Source organism: Pseudomonas protegens (assembly GCF_003732485.1).
Lineage (GTDB): Bacteria > Pseudomonadota > Gammaproteobacteria > Pseudomonadales > Pseudomonadaceae > Aquipseudomonas > Aquipseudomonas protegens_B.
The window spans coordinates 134,525-149,750 of record NZ_MOAK01000034.1; the positions used below are offsets into that span (position 1 = coordinate 134,525).

The following is a 15,226-nucleotide window of genomic DNA, read 5'->3' on the forward strand; positions in this document are numbered from 1 at the left end:
ACGCAACAGGCCCTCGAAATAGGCCTCGCCAAAAGGTTGCCCTGTGTATTCAGCGATGCGCCGGTCATGGGGCATGACGTAATCACGCAACTGCGGCGACACCGGCTGGCGGTTGCGGCCGGTCATCATGCCGCCGGCATGGGCCACCACCGGCACCACTGCCTGGGCAGCCTGAACCAGTGGCTTGGCGCCATAACACCAACCGCACAACGGGTCATAAATGTAGTGAAGGGTGGCCGAGGACATGGGGGACTCCAACAGGATCTTGAGAATTCGATGGCACGCAGACTATGCCCCGCACGCCAGGGGAAAAACCTCGAAATGGTTTTTAGTCTGTTGCTGTATCCGGTCGAATCGGTCTGTTTAGCCTGTGTATGCGGGCAGATACGCCATCGACACAATTAGAAACAATAGACCAAGGGAACTTTACCGAATAATTAACATAAGCAAATAGCACGCATTATCATTCGCACCCCTCGACTCACCTTCCTTTCGGATGCGCTTCAGATGCCTGCCCATTTCCGCCTTACGCCCCTGTCACTGGGACTCTGCACCCTGCTGACCGCCGGTTTTGCCTGTGCCGCCAGCACCACCCTGCCAACGACCTCCATCAGCGCCGAAGCCGAGGCCGACCCCGACGATCCCCGGGTCAAGGAAGTCAGTACCGCGACCCGCACCGCCACCGCCGCGCGCTATGTGCCCCAGGCCATCGACACGATCAAGACCGCCAACGTGCTGGACTACGGCCACAACGACCTGGGCAGCGCATTGAGCGGCATTCCCAACGTCAGCAGCGGTTCCGACACTCGCTTCGACAGCCTGCGGATTCGGGGTTTCGATGCCAGCAACGACTTCTACCTGGACGGCATCCGCGACGACAGCCAGTACGTGCGCGACCTGCACAACATCGAACGCATCGAAGTGCTCAAGGGTCCGGCGGCAGTGCTCTACGGTCGTGGCAGCCAGGGCGGCATCGTCAACCGGGTGAGCAAGCTGCCGGAATTCGGCCGGCGTTCCAGCGTCGAGGTCCAGGGCGGCAGCCAGGACTTGCGCAGCCTGTACGCCGACCTCAGTGCCGACCCGGCAGAAAACATCAGCCTGCGCCTGAACCTGGGCAACCAGGACAAGAACAGTTTCCGCGACGGCGTCAGTGGCAACCGCCAGCTGTTCGCACCGTCCATGAGCTGGCAACTGACTCCGGACCTGAACTGGCTGGTGCAGTACGAATACAGCCGCTACAACCGCACCCCGGACCGCGGCATCACCAGCCTCAACGGACGCCCGGCGAACGTCGGCCGGGAAACCACCTACGGCGACCACCGCGACTACATCGACGACAAGTCCCAGTCCCTGCGCTCCAAGCTGACCTACGAGCTCAACGACAGCTGGCAACTGCGCCACACCCTGGCCGTGTTCAAGCTCGACAGCGACTTCGACAACACCTACCAGACCGGCTACAACGCCAGTACCGGCAAGGTGCTGCGCCAGCGCTGGCAGCAGGATCTGAAGACTCGCAACATCTACAACAACACTGAGCTGGAAGGCCGCTTCGACACCTTCGGCCTGGAACACCGCCTGCTCACCGGCATCGAGATCGGCAGCCAGCGCCGCGACCCGATCCTCTACAACGCCGCCACGTCCGGGCCGGGCAGCCAGGCGGTGCCCGCCGTCGACCTGTACAACCCCAATCCGTACCAGAGCCACACCGGGCGCATGCAGGTCTCCAGCAACAACCACACCGAGGTCGAAAGCCGGGCGCTCTACGTGCAGGACCAACTGCGCCTGAACGATCAATGGCAATTGCTCGCCGGCCTGCGCTACGACAACTTCGATGTCGAGACCACCAACCGTCGCACCGGGGTTTCCGACAGCCGTGACAGCCACAGCGTCAGCCCGCGCCTGGGGGTAGTCTGGACGCCGCTGGAGCACCACTCGTTCTATGCCTCGTGGAGCAAGTCGTTCTCGCCGGTGGGCGGCGGCCTGATCGGTATCACCCCGAATGCCAGCGGCAACGGCAACGACCTGAGTCCGGAGCTGACCCGACAGAAGGAAGTCGGGGTCAAGAGCGACTGGCTGGGCGAGCGCCTGAGCACCACCCTGGCGGTGTATGAGCTGGAGCTCTACAACCGTCGCACCCGCGATCTGCTGGACCCCAATATCACCTTGCTCACCGGCCTGCAACGCTCCCGGGGTATCGAGCTGACCGCCAACGGCAAGATCGCCGGCAACTGGTACCTGCGTGGCGGCATCGGCCTGCAGGACGCGGTGGTGGTCAAGGACAACAACGGTTTCGAAGACAAGCGCGTGAACAACGTGGCCAAGCGCAACGGGAGCCTGTTCATCACCTGGAAACCGGAACTGGGCTGGTACGCCGAGACCGGCCTGACCCTGGTGGGCGACCGCTACGCCGATGGCGCCAACACCGTGGTGCTGCCAGGCTACGGCCGCTGGGATGCCCTGGCCGGTTACCGGCACAAAGACTGGGACGTGCGCGCGGCGTTGAACAACATTGCCGATCGCGAGTACTACAGCTCCGCCACCAGTGCCTGGCAGATCCAGCCGGGTGACCCCCGCAGCCTGGTGGTCACCGGCAACTACCGCTTCTAAAGGAGCGGCCAAAAAAAAGCGCTGCCATCCCGGCAGCGCTTTTTACAATCCATTGTCTTTCTATCCTTTCACCACATCCCACAGTGCTTGCAGTTCCGCCTCGCTGAGCAATCCAGCGGGGTAACGATCAATGATGATCCGGCGCGGATCAGGTTCCCTGATCTGACGCGTTCCATTGGACTTCAACCATTGCACCAGCACCTGCAGCGACTCGTTATTCATTGCCAAGGGATGGGGTGCCCGCTCGCTGACCATATTCATTCCAGCGCTCTCTCCTGGTTCCTGAGCGGCCTAACTTATCCAAGGTTTATGACAGAACAACACAAGTTCCACCTGTCTCAGAATCACCCCGAGGCAGATACAAGAGCTATGCCAAAGTGCCACGTGGCTCGACGTACGGCCATGAAAAAGCCCGCAACCCATCTGGGCTGCGGGCTCGCTGAAAAGCGTCAGCGGCGCAACGGGGCCGACGCCGTCAAACAGGCGACAACATCTGTTACAACGGCACTCAAATCCGCTGCGGCGCGGGCTGCTGTTGGGTAAGGCAATGGATATTGCCGCCACCCAGTAACAGTTCGCGCCCCGGCACCATCACCACTTCATGCTCGGGAAACAGATCCTGCAGGATGACCTTGGCCAGGGCATCCATCGGGTCGTCAAAACTCGGTGCAATGATCCCGCCGTTGACGATCAGGAAGTTCACGTAGGAACCCGCCAGGCGCACTGAAGGATTGCGCTCCTGGCTGCCTTGCACCGCGTCCACACCGGCACATTCCTCTTCGGTGGCGTACAGCGGGCCGGGGATCGGCATCTTGTGCACCTTGAAGCTACGGCCCTTGGCGTCACGGGTGTTTTCCAGCACCTGCATGGCAGCCTGGCAGCGAGGATAGTTCGGGTCCTGGGGGTCGTCGGTCCAGGCCAGCAACACTTCGCCAGGGCGCACGTAGCAGCAGAAGTTATCCACATGGCCGTCGGTTTCGTCGTTGTACAGGCCATCCGGCAGCCAGACGATCTGCTCCACCGCCAGGTGCTCGCGCAGCACCGCCTCGATCTGCTCACGGGACAGATGCGGGTTGCGGTTGTGATTGAGCAGGCATTCTTCGGTGGTGATCAGCGTACCTTCACCGTCGACGTGAATCGAACCGCCTTCGAGCACGAAGCCTTCGGTGCGGTACTCCTGGCAACGCTCGATCTCCAGCACCTTGCTGGCCACCTGCTCGTCACGGTTCCACGGCGCGTAGAGGCCGCCTTCGAAGCCGCCCCAGGAGTTGAAGCCCCAGTGCACACCGCGCACTTCGCCGCTGTGGTTGATGACGAAGGTCGGACCGGTGTCGCGTACCCAGGCGTCGTCGCTGGACATCTCCAGCACACGGATATTGGGTACGTCCAGGCGTGCCCGGGCATTTTCATACTGGGCCGCGGACACGGCCACGGTCACCGGTTCAAAGCGTGCGATGGCCTTGGCCACCGCCGCGTGGGCAGCCTGGGCCGGCTTGCCGCCCAGGCGCCAGTTGTCCGGGCGCTCGGGCCAGATCATCCAGGTCTGGGTCTGGGTCGCCCATTCGGCCGGCATGTAGAAACCGTCGGCGCGCGGCGTGCTGTGCAAAGTGCTCATAGTGTTCAGGACTCCAGGGAACCGTCGAGGGTTTTCAGCGCGCCATAGAGGTTCGGACGACGGTCACGGAAACTGCCCCAGGCGCTGCGGATGTGCTCGAGCTCGTCGAGGTCGAAGCTGTGCACAAGGATACCTTCTTCAGTTTGGTTGAGCTCCTGAACCTTCTCGCCGAACTGATTGGCGATGAAGGACGAACCGTAGAAGGTGATGTCATAGCCGTCCTGCTCTTCGTTGCCGATGCGGTTGCTGGCGATCAGCGGCATCAGGTTGGCCCCGGCATGGCCCTGTTGCACACGCTGCCAGTGGTCGCGGGAGGAAATGCTCTTGTCATGAGGCTCGCTGCCGATGGCGGTGGGGTAGAAGAGGATTTCCGCCCCTTGCAACGCCATGCTGCGGGCGCACTCGGGGAACCACTGGTCCCAGCAGATACCCACGCCGATCTTCGCGTAGCGGGTGCTCCACACCTTGAAGCCGGTATCGCCCGGGTTGAAGTAGTACTTCTCGTGGTAGCCGGGACCGTCCGGGATATGGCTTTTCCGATAAATCCCCAGGTTGCTGCCATCGGCATCGATGATCGCGATGCTGTTGAATCGCGCACGCCCCGCCAGCTCGTAGAAGCTGATGGGCAGCACCACCTGCAACTCCCTGGCGACTTTCTGGAAGTGCGCGATGGCGACGTTGCTCTCGACCGTGGTGGCCAGTTGCAGATAGTCCGGGTTGGGTTTCTGGCAGAAGTACGGTGCCTCGAACAACTCCTGGATCAGGATGATCTGCGCGCCCTTGGCGGCGGCTTCACGGACCAGTTTTTCGGCGGTTTCCAGATTGGCCTCAAGGTCCCAGGAACAAGCCATCTGGGTAGCGGCGACGGTAACGATACGGCTCATGGAACAACTCCCGGGCAATGGACGCGATCGATGACAACGGATAGGAAAAGGACGGGGGCACAATGAGGTCGTGCCTGACGACGGCCACTTTATATCCGATAAATATCGACTTTAGAAGCCAGTAGAATCGTCCAAACGAAAAATATCCGACAAAATACCGATAACAATCGAATAAGCATGAACACATCCGCCGGCAAGCCGGCCCCCCCACAGAAAGGTGTAGGAGCCGGCTTGCCGGCGAATGGAAATGAACGCAAGCGAACGACGAGCCCTTACAGATCCTCGCCCAGCACCTTCGACAGCATGTCGACAAAGAAGTCCACGCTCCGCCGGCTGGTGACCATCGGTGGCTTGATCTTGAGGATGTTCAAATGATCCCCGGTAGGCTGCATGAAGATCCCCAGTTGCCGCAGACGATCACACAGCAGGGTGGTCTCCTCGGTGGCCGGCTCCAGGGTCTGGTGATTGCGGATCAACTCCAGCCCCAGGTAGAAACCGGAGCCGTGCACCGCCCCCACCAGGGGATGAAGTTCCTTGAGCGCCTCCAGGCGCTGCTTGAAGTGTTCGCCCACCACCTGGGCGTTCTCCCAGAGGCCCTCCTCCTGCATCACATCCAGCACTGCGATGCCGATGCGGCAACTGACCGGGCTGCCGCCGGATGACGAGAAGAAATAGCCCTCGGCCTCCAGCGCCTCGGCAATCTCGCGCCGGGTGATCACCGCCCCCAGAGGCTGGCCGTTACCGATGCCCTTGGCCATGGTGATGATGTCCGGCACCACGCCCTGATCTTCGAAGCCCCAGAAGAACTTGCCCATGCGTCCATAGCCCACCTGGACCTCATCGGCGATGCACACACCACCCCGGGCCCGAACCCGTTCGTAGACTTGCTGCAGATAACCGGGCGGCAGCGAAATGCCCCCGGCATTGCCATACACCGGCTCGCAGATAAATCCGGCCAGCTGGCGGTTCTGCTGGTCCAGCTTGTGCAACTGCTGGTCAACACTGCGCAGGTACTGAGCTGTACTGTCCTGGCCGCGGAACTCGCCGCGATAGGTATTGGGCGCCGTTACCGGGTGCACCCAATCCGGGCGGCTGGTCAGCGCCTGGGGGTTGTCGGCAATGGAGGTGGACACCGCATCGGCCGCCACCGACCAGCCGTGGTAGGCCTCCAGCACGCTGAGCATGTCGCGCCCACCGCTGTAGACCCAGGCCAGGCGGATCGCCAAGTCGTTGGCCTCGGTGCCGCTGTTGACCAGGAACACCCGATCCATGGAGTCCGGCGCCAGGGCCAGCAGGCGCTCGGAGAACTCGGCGATCGCGGCATAGTGAAAACGCGAGTTGGTATTGAGCAGCGACCATTGGCGCGCCGCCTCGGCGGCCATGCGTGGGTGACCGTGGCCGAGCACCGCGACGTTGTTGAGCATGTCCAGGTAGGACCGCCCCTGCATGTCGATCAGGTGATTGCGCCAGCCCCGCTCGATCCGCGGCGGGTCAACATAATAGTGCTTTTGCGAGCGGGCAAAGCTGGCGTCGCGACGCTCCAGCAGGGTTTGCGGGTCCAGCTCCGGCTCGGCATCGCAGGCCAGCCCCAGCAGCGCAGCCGGAGACGGGCACAAGGCCTTCCAGGCTGGCGCGCGGGAAGGGGTACAGAACAGCGGCGGATCCAGCTCGGCCGCTCGACACAGCTGTACCTTGAGCCGACCGTCGGCTACCACGGCCCCCAGCACCTGCCCCTTGACCAGGGCCGCCCCCGGGTGCAACGACGGCTCGACGCCCCACAAGCGCACACTCAACGCCGGGCCATCCAGGCGCAGCAGGCCGTTCTCGGCACGGTGCAGCACACCGGCGAACGGTGCTTCTACCGGCGTGCCTGCCGGCACTTGCAACTGGACATGCAACGGGCAGGTTTGCGGCTCCAGGGCGCTGTCGGGGCAGGTCCGCGACAAGCGGTACTGGCCATAGCGACTGGCGGCCAGGCCATGGGCAACAGCAGCTTGGGCCAACAGGCGATCATCGATCCCCGGCTGCTCCCAATTGCCGGCTTCGAAGTGCGGACTGAGCACTCCCAGGTCGATCAGGGCGAACTCGCGACCCACCAGGCTCGGCAACAGCGGGACGAAGCCGTCACTGCCAATGGCCGGCAACGACTCCCCGACAGCGCTGAGGATCGCCGCCTCCATGAACTCGAAAGACACGGCGCTGGCGACCCGAAAAATCTCCCACTCGTGCTGCAGATTGGCGCGGCTGTAGGCGTTGCCCGGGTCGATACCGACCTGCTGCTCGCCACTGAGCACCAGCACCGCGGCCCGGGCCACGATCAATGGCCAGAGCGCCAGCAACTCGGCCCGTTGCAGCGGGTTGATCTGGTGATAGGCCTGGATCGCCGGCAGGATGCGCAGCGGATCGCCCTCGGCGTGATGCAGCAGTGCGGCGCAGGTCACCGACAGATCGGTGATGCGCCAAGTACGGATCAGGTCGCCGAAATCGATCACCCCCTGCAACTGCCAATGGCGCGCGGCATCCCGCTGCCAGACCACATTGTCGTCGGTGATGTCCATGTGGATCGCCTGCACCGGCAACAGCTCCTGCAGGGGCTGCAGGCGACGTTCGGCGCGCTGCGCGGTGTCAGCGATCAAGGCTCGTTGCTGCGGGTCCTGGATGACCGGCAACAGATGCCCGATCAGCGCCTGGGCATGCCGGGCATCCCATTGCAGGGTGCGCTCGAGCCCCGGGTGCCGGAAACCTTCCAGGGCCAGGTCCATCTGCCCGCAGAGCCGGCCCAGGCCTGCCACCAGTTCGTCTCCCAGGTGCGGCAGGTGGGTCAGGGAGCGGCCCTCTATATAATCGAGCAGCCGCACATGCAGCGCTTGCCCGGCAATCTCCAGGGACAGCAGGTCCGCGCCGTTTTTTGCCGGGATCACCCTGGGCACTCGCAGTTCGGGGTATTGCTGCAGATGCTGGAGGCCCGCGTGCTGCGCCTGCAACTCCAGGGCCGAGTAGTCGCTGCGGCAGATCTTCAGGACAAAGCGGCCCTGGGGGCTGTCGAGGCGATAGTTGAGGTCCTGCTGGCTACCCAGGGACTGCAAGGTGCCTTGCAGGCCGTAATGGGTTTCCAGCAGCTCCAGCGCTTGCTGTGCGCTGACCTGTGGGCTGGGCAGACTGGCGCGGTGGATCAAGGTGGCGAGCAACATGCAACGATCCCTGGAATTGTTATAAGCCGCTTATATCGCCATTGCCCCGAGCGTTACGCAACCCCAAAGAACAGGAAACAGACAGGCACCTTCGCTGCTGCAAACTTGCACGTTGCGAAATTTCCGATCGTTCGCGGTGAAATCGACTGATGGCGCCTATTGCACCTCAGACGTCATGTCGACAAGCTATGCTGCATTTTTGCGGTAAATGAACGTTTTCAAGGACACAGGCCCTCCAACATGCGCATTCTCGTTACCGGCGGAGCCGGATTTATCGGCTCGGCTCTGGTCCGACATCTGATCCAGCACACAGAACACGAAGTGCTGAACCTGGACAAACTGACCTACGCAGGCAATCTGGAATCGCTGCACAGCATCGCCAGCGACAGCCGCTACGAATTCGTCAAGGCCGATATCGTCGACCAGGCCACCGTCAGTGCCGTGCTCGCGCGCTTCCAGCCCCATGCGATCATGCACCTGGCGGCCGAGTCCCATGTCGACCGCTCCATCGACGGGCCGTCCGACTTCATCCAGACCAATATCGTCGGCACCTACAGCCTGCTGGAGGCCACCCGCGCCTACTGGCACAAACTGCCCGAAGCGGAAAAGACCGCCTTCCGTTTCCACCATATTTCCACCGACGAGGTCTATGGTGACCTGCACGGCGTCGACGACCTGTTCACCGAAACCACACCCTACGCCCCCAGCTCGCCCTACTCCGCCAGCAAGGCCGCGTCCGACCATCTGGTCCGCGCCTGGCAACGGACCTATGGCCTGCCGGTGCTGATCACCAACTGCTCCAACAACTATGGCCCGTTCCACTTTCCCGAGAAGCTGATCCCCCTGGTGATTCTCAATGCCCTGGCGGGCAAGCCGCTGCCGGTCTATGGCAACGGCCTGCAGGTGCGTGACTGGCTGTACGTCGAGGATCACGCCCAGGCGCTGTTCAAGGTGGTGAGCGAGGGCGTGGTCGGCGAGACCTACAACATCGGCGGCCATAACGAACAGAAGAACATCGACGTGGTACGCGGCATCTGCAGCCTGCTGGAAGAGCTGGCCCCACAAAAGCCCCAGGGCGTCGAGCATTACGCCGACCTGATCACCTTCGTCCAGGACCGCCCAGGCCACGACCTGCGCTACGCCATCGACGCCGGCAAGATCGAACGCGAGCTGGGCTGGGTACCTGAAGAAACCTTCACCAGTGGCCTGCGCAAGACCGTGCAGTGGTACCTGGAAAACCTCGAGTGGTGCCGCCGGGTACAGGACGGCAGCTACCAGGGCGAACGCCTGGGTTCCACCGACATCAAGGATCTGATTGCATGATTAAAGGCATTGTTCTGGCGGGCGGCTCCGGCACCCGTCTGCACCCCATCACCCTCGGTGTCTCCAAGCAGCTGCTGCCGATCTACGACAAGCCGATGATCTATTACCCGATCTCGGTACTGATGCTGGCCGGCATTCAGGACATCCTGATCATTTCCACCCCCCAGGACCTGCCGCAGTACCGCAACCTGCTGGGTGACGGCAGCCAGTTCGGCGTGCGCTTCAGCTATGCCGAACAGCCTTCGCCGGATGGCCTGGCCCAGGCGTTCCTGATTGGCGAAGAGTTCATCGGCAATGACCCGGTGTGCCTGATCCTGGGCGACAACATCTTTCACGGACAGTACTTCGGCGAACAACTGTGCGAAGCTGCCAAACGCAGCTCCGGCGCTACGGTGTTCGGTTACTGGGTCAAGGACCCGGAGCGCTTCGGGGTCATCGACTTCGACAGCAACGGCCGCGCCCTGTCCATCGAAGAAAAACCCAAGAAGCCGAAATCCAGCTACGCCGTCACCGGCCTGTATTTCTATGACAACGACGTGGTGCAGATCGCCAAGGCGGTCCAGCCGTCGCCCCGCGGCGAACTGGAGATCACCGACGTCAACAACGCCTACCTCAAGCGTGGCGATCTGCATGTGGAGCGCTTTGGTCGAGGCTTTGCCTGGCTCGACACCGGCACCCACGATAGCCTGCTGGAGGCCTCGCAGTACGTGCAGACCATCGAGCACCGTCAGGGTTTGAAAGTCGCCTGCCTGGAAGAAATCGCCTACCAGAACCAGTGGATCAGCCGTGAGCACCTGCTGGAGCGCGCCGCCTACTTTGGCAAGACCGGCTATGGTCAGTACCTGTTCACCCTGGCCGGGGAGGTGCAATGAAGGTCATCCCTACCGACCTGCCCGGCGTGCTGATCATCGAGCCCAAGGTGTTCGGCGACGAGCGTGGGTTCTTCTATGAGAGTTTCAATGCCAAGGCCTTCGCCGAAGCTACAGGCCTGGATACTCAGTTCGTCCAGGACAACCACTCACGCTCGCAAAAGGGCGTGCTGCGCGGCCTGCACTATCAGTTGCAAAACACCCAGGGAAAACTGGTGCGCGTGACCCAGGGCGAAGTGCTCGATGTGGCGGTCGATATCCGCCGCAGCTCGGCGCACTTCGGTCAATGGGTAGCCGTACGCCTCTCGGCCGAGAATCATCGCCAGCTCTGGGTTCCCGAAGGGTTCGCCCACGGCTTCGTGGTGCTCAGCGATTTCGCCGAGTTTCTCTACAAGACCACCGACTATTACACCCCGTCCGCCGAGCGCAGCATTCGCTGGGACGATCCGACCCTGGCCATCGACTGGGAACTCACCGAGCCCCCGCAACTGTCCGCCAAGGATCAGGCAGGCACCCTGCTGAGCGAGGCCGATCTGTTCCCATGAACACTCCCCTGAGAATTCTCATCAGCGGCCAGCACGGCCAGGTTTCCCGCGAGCTGCAGCAGCGGCTCGGCGACCTGGGCGAACTGGTGGTCCTTGGCCGAGACCAGTTGGACCTGAGCCACCCGGAACAGATCCGCCAGCAGGTCCGCGCCATTGCTCCGCACCTGATCATCAACGCCGCCGCCCACACCGCCGTCGATCAGGCCGAAAGCGAGCCGGAGCTGGCTTTTGCGATCAACGCCACGGCCCCCGGGATCTTCGCCGAGGAGGCCCTGGCGCTGGGTGTGCCACTGATTCACTACTCCACCGACTACGTGTTCGATGGTCGCAAGGACACGCCCTACGTGGAAGAGGACGAACCCAATCCACTGGGGGTCTACGGCCAGAGCAAACTGGCCGGCGAACGGGCCATCAACCGGGTACAGGGCCAGCACCTGATCCTGCGCACCAGCTGGGTCTACTCCAGCCAGGGCAAGAATTTCCTGCTGACCATGCAGCGCCTGCTGCAGGAACGACCCGAGCTGCGGGTGGTGGCCGACCAGATCGGCGCGCCCACCTGGGCCGGCACCATCGCCAACAGCACTCGGGCCCTGATCGAACGCTGGCAGTCCGGGAATCACGGCGCCTGGGGCACCTACCACCTCACCGCCCACGGCGAGACCTCCTGGTTCGGTTTCGCCCAGGCCATCGGCGAGCAGTTGCTGGCCCTGGACAAGCCTTGTGCGGTGCTCGAAGCCATCCCCTCCAGCGCTTACCCGACCCCGGCTCCCCGGCCGCTGAACTCACGCCTGGACTGCAGCCGCCTGGCGCGGGAATGGGGCGTGATCCAGCCGGATTGGCACAGCGCACTGCGCGAGTGTCTTGCCGAGCAGGGCTAGGCATAATGCGCCTGTATCCACAGGCGCCATTTCCATGACCGCACCTCTTCCCCGTCGTCCCCGCTGGCGCAGCCTGGCCCTGCTGGCCCTGTGCCTGGCGCCGTTGCTGTGGCCGCTGGAGCACTTGGCCGAGCGCTACTATCGCAACGAGCTGACCAGCCAGAATCGCCAGACCCTCGACCTCTACGTGGCCAACCTGCTGGGCACCCTGCACCGCTACGAAGTGCTGCCGCAGATCCTCGGCGACCTGCCGGCGCTGCGGGCGGTGCTGGGTGCCCCGGACGACGGCGTGACCCAGGGCAACGCCAACCGCCTGCTGAAAAACATCAGCGCCCAGACCGGCGCCGAAGTCATGTACCTGATGGACACCAGCGGCAAGACCCTGGCGGCCTCCAACTGGGACAAGCACGACAGTTTCGTCGGTCGCAATTTCGCCTTCCGCCCCTACTTCAGCGAAGCCATGGCCGGACGCCTGGGACGCTTCTTCGGCCTGGGCACCACCTCGGCCAAGCGTGGCTACTTCTTCGCCGCTGCGGTGCGCGACGGCGAACGGGTACTCGGCGTGCTGGTGGTCAAGGTGGACCTGGACCACACCGAAAGCCTGTGGGGCAAAACCCCGGAACAGCTGTTGATGACCGACCACAATGGCGTGGTGATCCTCACCTCGCGCCCTGAATGGCGCTTTCGTGCGACCCGTCCTCTGAGCGACGAGGAACGCCAGGCCATCGTCGCCATCCAGCCCTACCCAACCCGAGACCCGCGCCCACTGAACCTCAACCCCGATGCCTGGCTGACCCAGACGCAACAGATCGAGGAAACCCGCTGGAGCGTCAGCATCCTCGCCCCGCGCACCCTGATCGACCGCCCGGTCCGCACCGTGGTGGCGGTCGGCGCCGCTGCGTTGCTGGTGCTGATGCTGCTGCTCGGCCTGATGATGCAGCGCCGCCGCCACTATCTGGAGCGGATCGCCTTCGAAGCCAAGGCCCGACGCGAGCTGGAGATGCGCGTGGCCGAGCGCACCAGCGACCTGGAAAGCCTCAACCGACGCCTGAAGCAGGAAGTGCTGGAGCGCGAAACCGCCCAGCAGGAACTGGTGCGGGCCCAGGACAATCTGGTCCAGGCCGGCAAGCTCTCGGCCCTGGGCACCATGTCCGCGAGCATCAGCCACGAACTCAACCAGCCCCTGGCGGCCATCCGCAGTTACGCGGAAAACGCCGAAGTGCTGCTGGACCACCAACGCACCGATGACGCCCGGGGCAACCTCAAGCTGATCAGCGAACTGACCGGGCGCATGGCCTCGATCATCGCCCACTTGCGGGCCTTCGCCCGGCGCGATCACCACGCCCCGGAAAGCGTCGCCCTGCAACCGGCCCTGGACGATGCCCTGGCTCTGCTGGCCAAGCGCCGCCGGGCCATGGAAGTGGAGCTGATCCGCGACCTGCCGGCCGCCACCCTGTGGGTCGAGGCCGGGGAAACCCGCCTGCGCCAGGTGCTCGGCAACCTGCTGGCCAACGCCCTCGATGCCCTGACCGAAAAGGGCCCGCCACGCAAACTCTGGCTGAGTGCCGAATCCACCGCCACAGGCGTCAATCTGTACATCCGCGACAACGGCCCGGGCTTCTGCATGGAGGCCCTGGGACGCGCCGGAGAGCCGTTCTACACCACCAAGACACGGACCCAGGGACTGGGCCTGGGACTGGCGATCTGCGACACCCTGATGCGCGCCTTCGGCGGTGAACTGTCGTTCGCCAACCACCGCGAGGGCGGCGCCCTGATTACCCTGCGCCTGCGCGCCGGGGCACCCGGCGTGAGCCTGCAGCCCTCCGAGGATCGCGGAGTATGAAGCGCAGCGGCCACTCGTTAGCAACCACGCCGGCCTGGCGATGCCGGCCACGACACGACCTGGAAAGTGACCGATGACCCGTCCCGACAGCCTCGACCCTCAGCTTCAAGTGGTGTTGATCGACGACGATCCTCACCTGCGTCAGGCCCTGAGCCAGACCCTGGACCTGGCCGGTCTCAAGGTGCTGTCCCTGGCCGAAGCCCAGGGCCTGGCCCCGCGCCTGGAGCGGGACTGGCCGGGGGTGGTGGTCAGCGACATTCGCATGCCCGGCATGGACGGCCTGGAGTTGCTCACTCAATTGCATGCCCAGGACCCCGAGTTGCCGGTGCTGCTGATCACCGGTCACGGTGACGTGCCCCTGGCCGTGCAGGCGATGCGGGCCGGCGCCTATGATTTTCTGGAGAAGCCTTTCGCCAGCGATGCCTTGCTCGACAGCGTGCGCCGCGCCCTGGACTGGCGGCGCCTGGTGCTGGACAACCGCAGCCTGCGCCTGGCCCTCAGCGACCGCCAGGAACTGAGCGCGCGGCTGGTGGGCCAGTCAGCGCCGATGCTGCGTCTGCGCCAGCAGATCGGTGCCCTGGCGGCGACCCGGGCCGATGTCCTGATCCTGGGTGAAACCGGCGCCGGCAAAGAAGTGGTAGCCCGCGCCCTGCACGACCTCTCGGGACGGCGCAACGGGCCGTTCGTTGCGATCAACGCCGGGGCATTGGCCGAGTCGGTGGTGGAAAGCGAACTGTTCGGCCACGAACCGGGGGCCTTCACCGGCGCGCAGAAACGCCGTATCGGCAAGTTCGAATTTGCCAACGGTGGCACCCTGTTCCTCGACGAAATCGAAAGCATGAGCCTGGATGTCCAGGTCAAGCTGCTGCGCCTGCTTCAGGAGCGGGTGGTGGAGCGCCTGGGTGGCAACCAGCAGATCCCCCTGGATATCCGCATCATCGCCGCGACCAAGGAAGACCTGCGCCAGGCGGCGGACCAGGGGCGCTTTCGCGCTGACCTCTACTACCGCCTGAACGTGGCACCGCTGCGCATTCCACCGCTGCGCGAACGCGGCGAAGACGCGCTGATGCTGTTCCAGCACTTCGCCGACGAAGCCAGTACCCGTCACGGCCTGCCACCCCAGGAACTGCAACCCGGACATCGTGCCCTGCTGTTGCGCCATAGCTGGCCGGGCAATGTGCGGGAACTGCAGAACGCCGCTGAACGCTTCGCCCTGGGCCTGGAACTGGCCCTGGACAACAACGAGCCGGACCACGCCGCCGTCGCCGCCTCGACACTGATCGCCGGCGGCCTGAGCGAACAGGTGGAACACTTCGAAAAGAGCCTGATCGCCGCTGAACTGACGCAACCCCACAGTTCGATGCGCAGCCTTGCCGAAGCCCTGGGCATTCCGCGCAAGACCCTGCACGACAAACTGCGCAAACACGGCTTGAGCTTCGCCGACGGCGGCGCCAGCCACTCCAGCGATGAA

11 protein-coding genes and 1 pseudogene are annotated in these 15,226 nt (G+C 63.7%); 7 read left to right on the forward strand and 5 right to left on the reverse strand.

All coding sequences use genetic code 11. The features are described from left to right. Positions 1-246, reverse strand: a pseudogene (locus tag BLX41_RS34595) (DsbA family protein); the annotation flags it as partial. 261 nt (positions 247-507) lie between these two features. Between BLX41_RS34595 and BLX41_RS06205 the strand changes: the two are divergent. Beyond that, positions 508-2,607 carry a TonB-dependent receptor gene (locus BLX41_RS06205; protein ID WP_123724183.1) on the forward strand — a complete coding sequence of 700 codons (2,100 nt, stop codon included), beginning with the start codon at positions 508-510 and terminating at the stop codon, positions 2,605-2,607. A gap of 60 nt (positions 2,608-2,667) precedes the next feature. On the opposite strand, the gene BLX41_RS06210 is transcribed toward BLX41_RS06205, so the two are convergent. The 4 genes from BLX41_RS06210 to BLX41_RS06225 form a co-directional block, all read right to left on the reverse strand. After that, a complete protein-coding gene (locus BLX41_RS06210) occupies positions 2,668-2,868 on the reverse strand; it encodes a hypothetical protein (protein WP_123724184.1) in 201 nt (66 codons plus the stop codon). A 247-nt stretch (positions 2,869-3,115) separates the two neighbouring features. Continuing rightward, positions 3,116-4,222, reverse strand: a complete 1,107-nt coding sequence (gene aguA / locus BLX41_RS06215) for an agmatine deiminase (protein WP_123724185.1) — start codon at positions 4,220-4,222, stop codon at positions 3,116-3,118. Between the two features lie 5 nt (positions 4,223-4,227). Beyond that, entirely contained in the window at positions 4,228-5,106 is an 879-nt protein-coding gene (gene aguB / locus BLX41_RS06220; protein ID WP_123724186.1) for an N-carbamoylputrescine amidase, read from the reverse strand. Positions 5,107-5,378: 272 nt separating this feature from the next. Then, positions 5,379-8,297 (reverse strand): aminotransferase, encoded by a 2,919-nt coding sequence (locus BLX41_RS06225; RefSeq protein ID WP_123724187.1) that lies wholly within the window; start codon positions 8,295-8,297, stop codon positions 5,379-5,381. A 240-nt stretch (positions 8,298-8,537) separates the two neighbouring features. Here BLX41_RS06225 and rfbB point away from each other — a divergent pair, with 240 nt between their 5' ends. From rfbB to BLX41_RS06255, 6 genes are all read left to right on the forward strand, one after another. Next, complete coding sequence (gene rfbB, locus BLX41_RS06230) at positions 8,538-9,620, forward strand: dTDP-glucose 4,6-dehydratase (RefSeq protein WP_123724188.1); 1,083 nt, start codon at positions 8,538-8,540, stop codon at positions 9,618-9,620. Further along, complete coding sequence (gene rfbA, locus BLX41_RS06235) at positions 9,617-10,492, forward strand: glucose-1-phosphate thymidylyltransferase RfbA (protein ID WP_123724189.1); 876 nt, start codon at positions 9,617-9,619, stop codon at positions 10,490-10,492. The genes rfbB and rfbA overlap by 4 nt, the downstream gene beginning before the upstream one ends. Next, positions 10,489-11,034, forward strand: coding sequence for a dTDP-4-dehydrorhamnose 3,5-epimerase (rfbC, locus tag BLX41_RS06240; protein WP_123724190.1), 546 nt, complete (start codon positions 10,489-10,491; stop codon positions 11,032-11,034). The genes rfbA and rfbC overlap by 4 nt, the downstream gene beginning before the upstream one ends. Beyond that, complete coding sequence (rfbD, locus tag BLX41_RS06245) at positions 11,031-11,912, forward strand: dTDP-4-dehydrorhamnose reductase (RefSeq protein ID WP_123724191.1); 882 nt, start codon at positions 11,031-11,033, stop codon at positions 11,910-11,912. The genes rfbC and rfbD overlap by 4 nt, the downstream gene beginning before the upstream one ends. A 34-nt stretch (positions 11,913-11,946) precedes the next feature. Further along, positions 11,947-13,755 carry a sensor histidine kinase gene (locus tag BLX41_RS06250; RefSeq protein ID WP_123724192.1) on the forward strand — a complete coding sequence of 603 codons (1,809 nt, stop codon included), beginning with the start codon at positions 11,947-11,949 and terminating at the stop codon, positions 13,753-13,755. A gap of 73 nt (positions 13,756-13,828) precedes the next feature. Then, a partial coding sequence (locus BLX41_RS06255; RefSeq protein WP_148059695.1) for a sigma-54-dependent transcriptional regulator occupies positions 13,829-15,226 on the forward strand: 1,398 nt, incomplete at its 3' end.

Bases quoted from the DNA above. Each gene is read 5' to 3' on its own strand.
- BLX41_RS06225 (WP_123724187.1), bottom strand. From the start codon at position 8,297: ATGTTGCTCGCCACCTTGATCCACCGCGCCAGTCTGCCCAGCCCACAG.
- rfbA (WP_123724189.1), top strand. From the start codon at position 9,617: ATGATTAAAGGCATTGTTCTGGCGGGCGGCTCCGGCACCCGTCTGCAC.
- BLX41_RS06205 (WP_123724183.1), top strand. From the start codon at position 508: ATGCCTGCCCATTTCCGCCTTACGCCCCTGTCACTGGGACTCTGCACC.
- aguA (WP_123724185.1), bottom strand. From the start codon at position 4,222: ATGAGCACTTTGCACAGCACGCCGCGCGCCGACGGTTTCTACATGCCG.
- rfbC (WP_123724190.1), top strand. From the start codon at position 10,489: ATGAAGGTCATCCCTACCGACCTGCCCGGCGTGCTGATCATCGAGCCC.
- BLX41_RS06210 (WP_123724184.1), bottom strand. From the start codon at position 2,868: ATGAATATGGTCAGCGAGCGGGCACCCCATCCCTTGGCAATGAATAAC.
- rfbB (WP_123724188.1), top strand. From the start codon at position 8,538: ATGCGCATTCTCGTTACCGGCGGAGCCGGATTTATCGGCTCGGCTCTG.
- rfbD (WP_123724191.1), top strand. From the start codon at position 11,031: ATGAACACTCCCCTGAGAATTCTCATCAGCGGCCAGCACGGCCAGGTT.
- aguB (WP_123724186.1), bottom strand. From the start codon at position 5,106: ATGAGCCGTATCGTTACCGTCGCCGCTACCCAGATGGCTTGTTCCTGG.
- BLX41_RS06250 (WP_123724192.1), top strand. From the start codon at position 11,947: ATGACCGCACCTCTTCCCCGTCGTCCCCGCTGGCGCAGCCTGGCCCTG.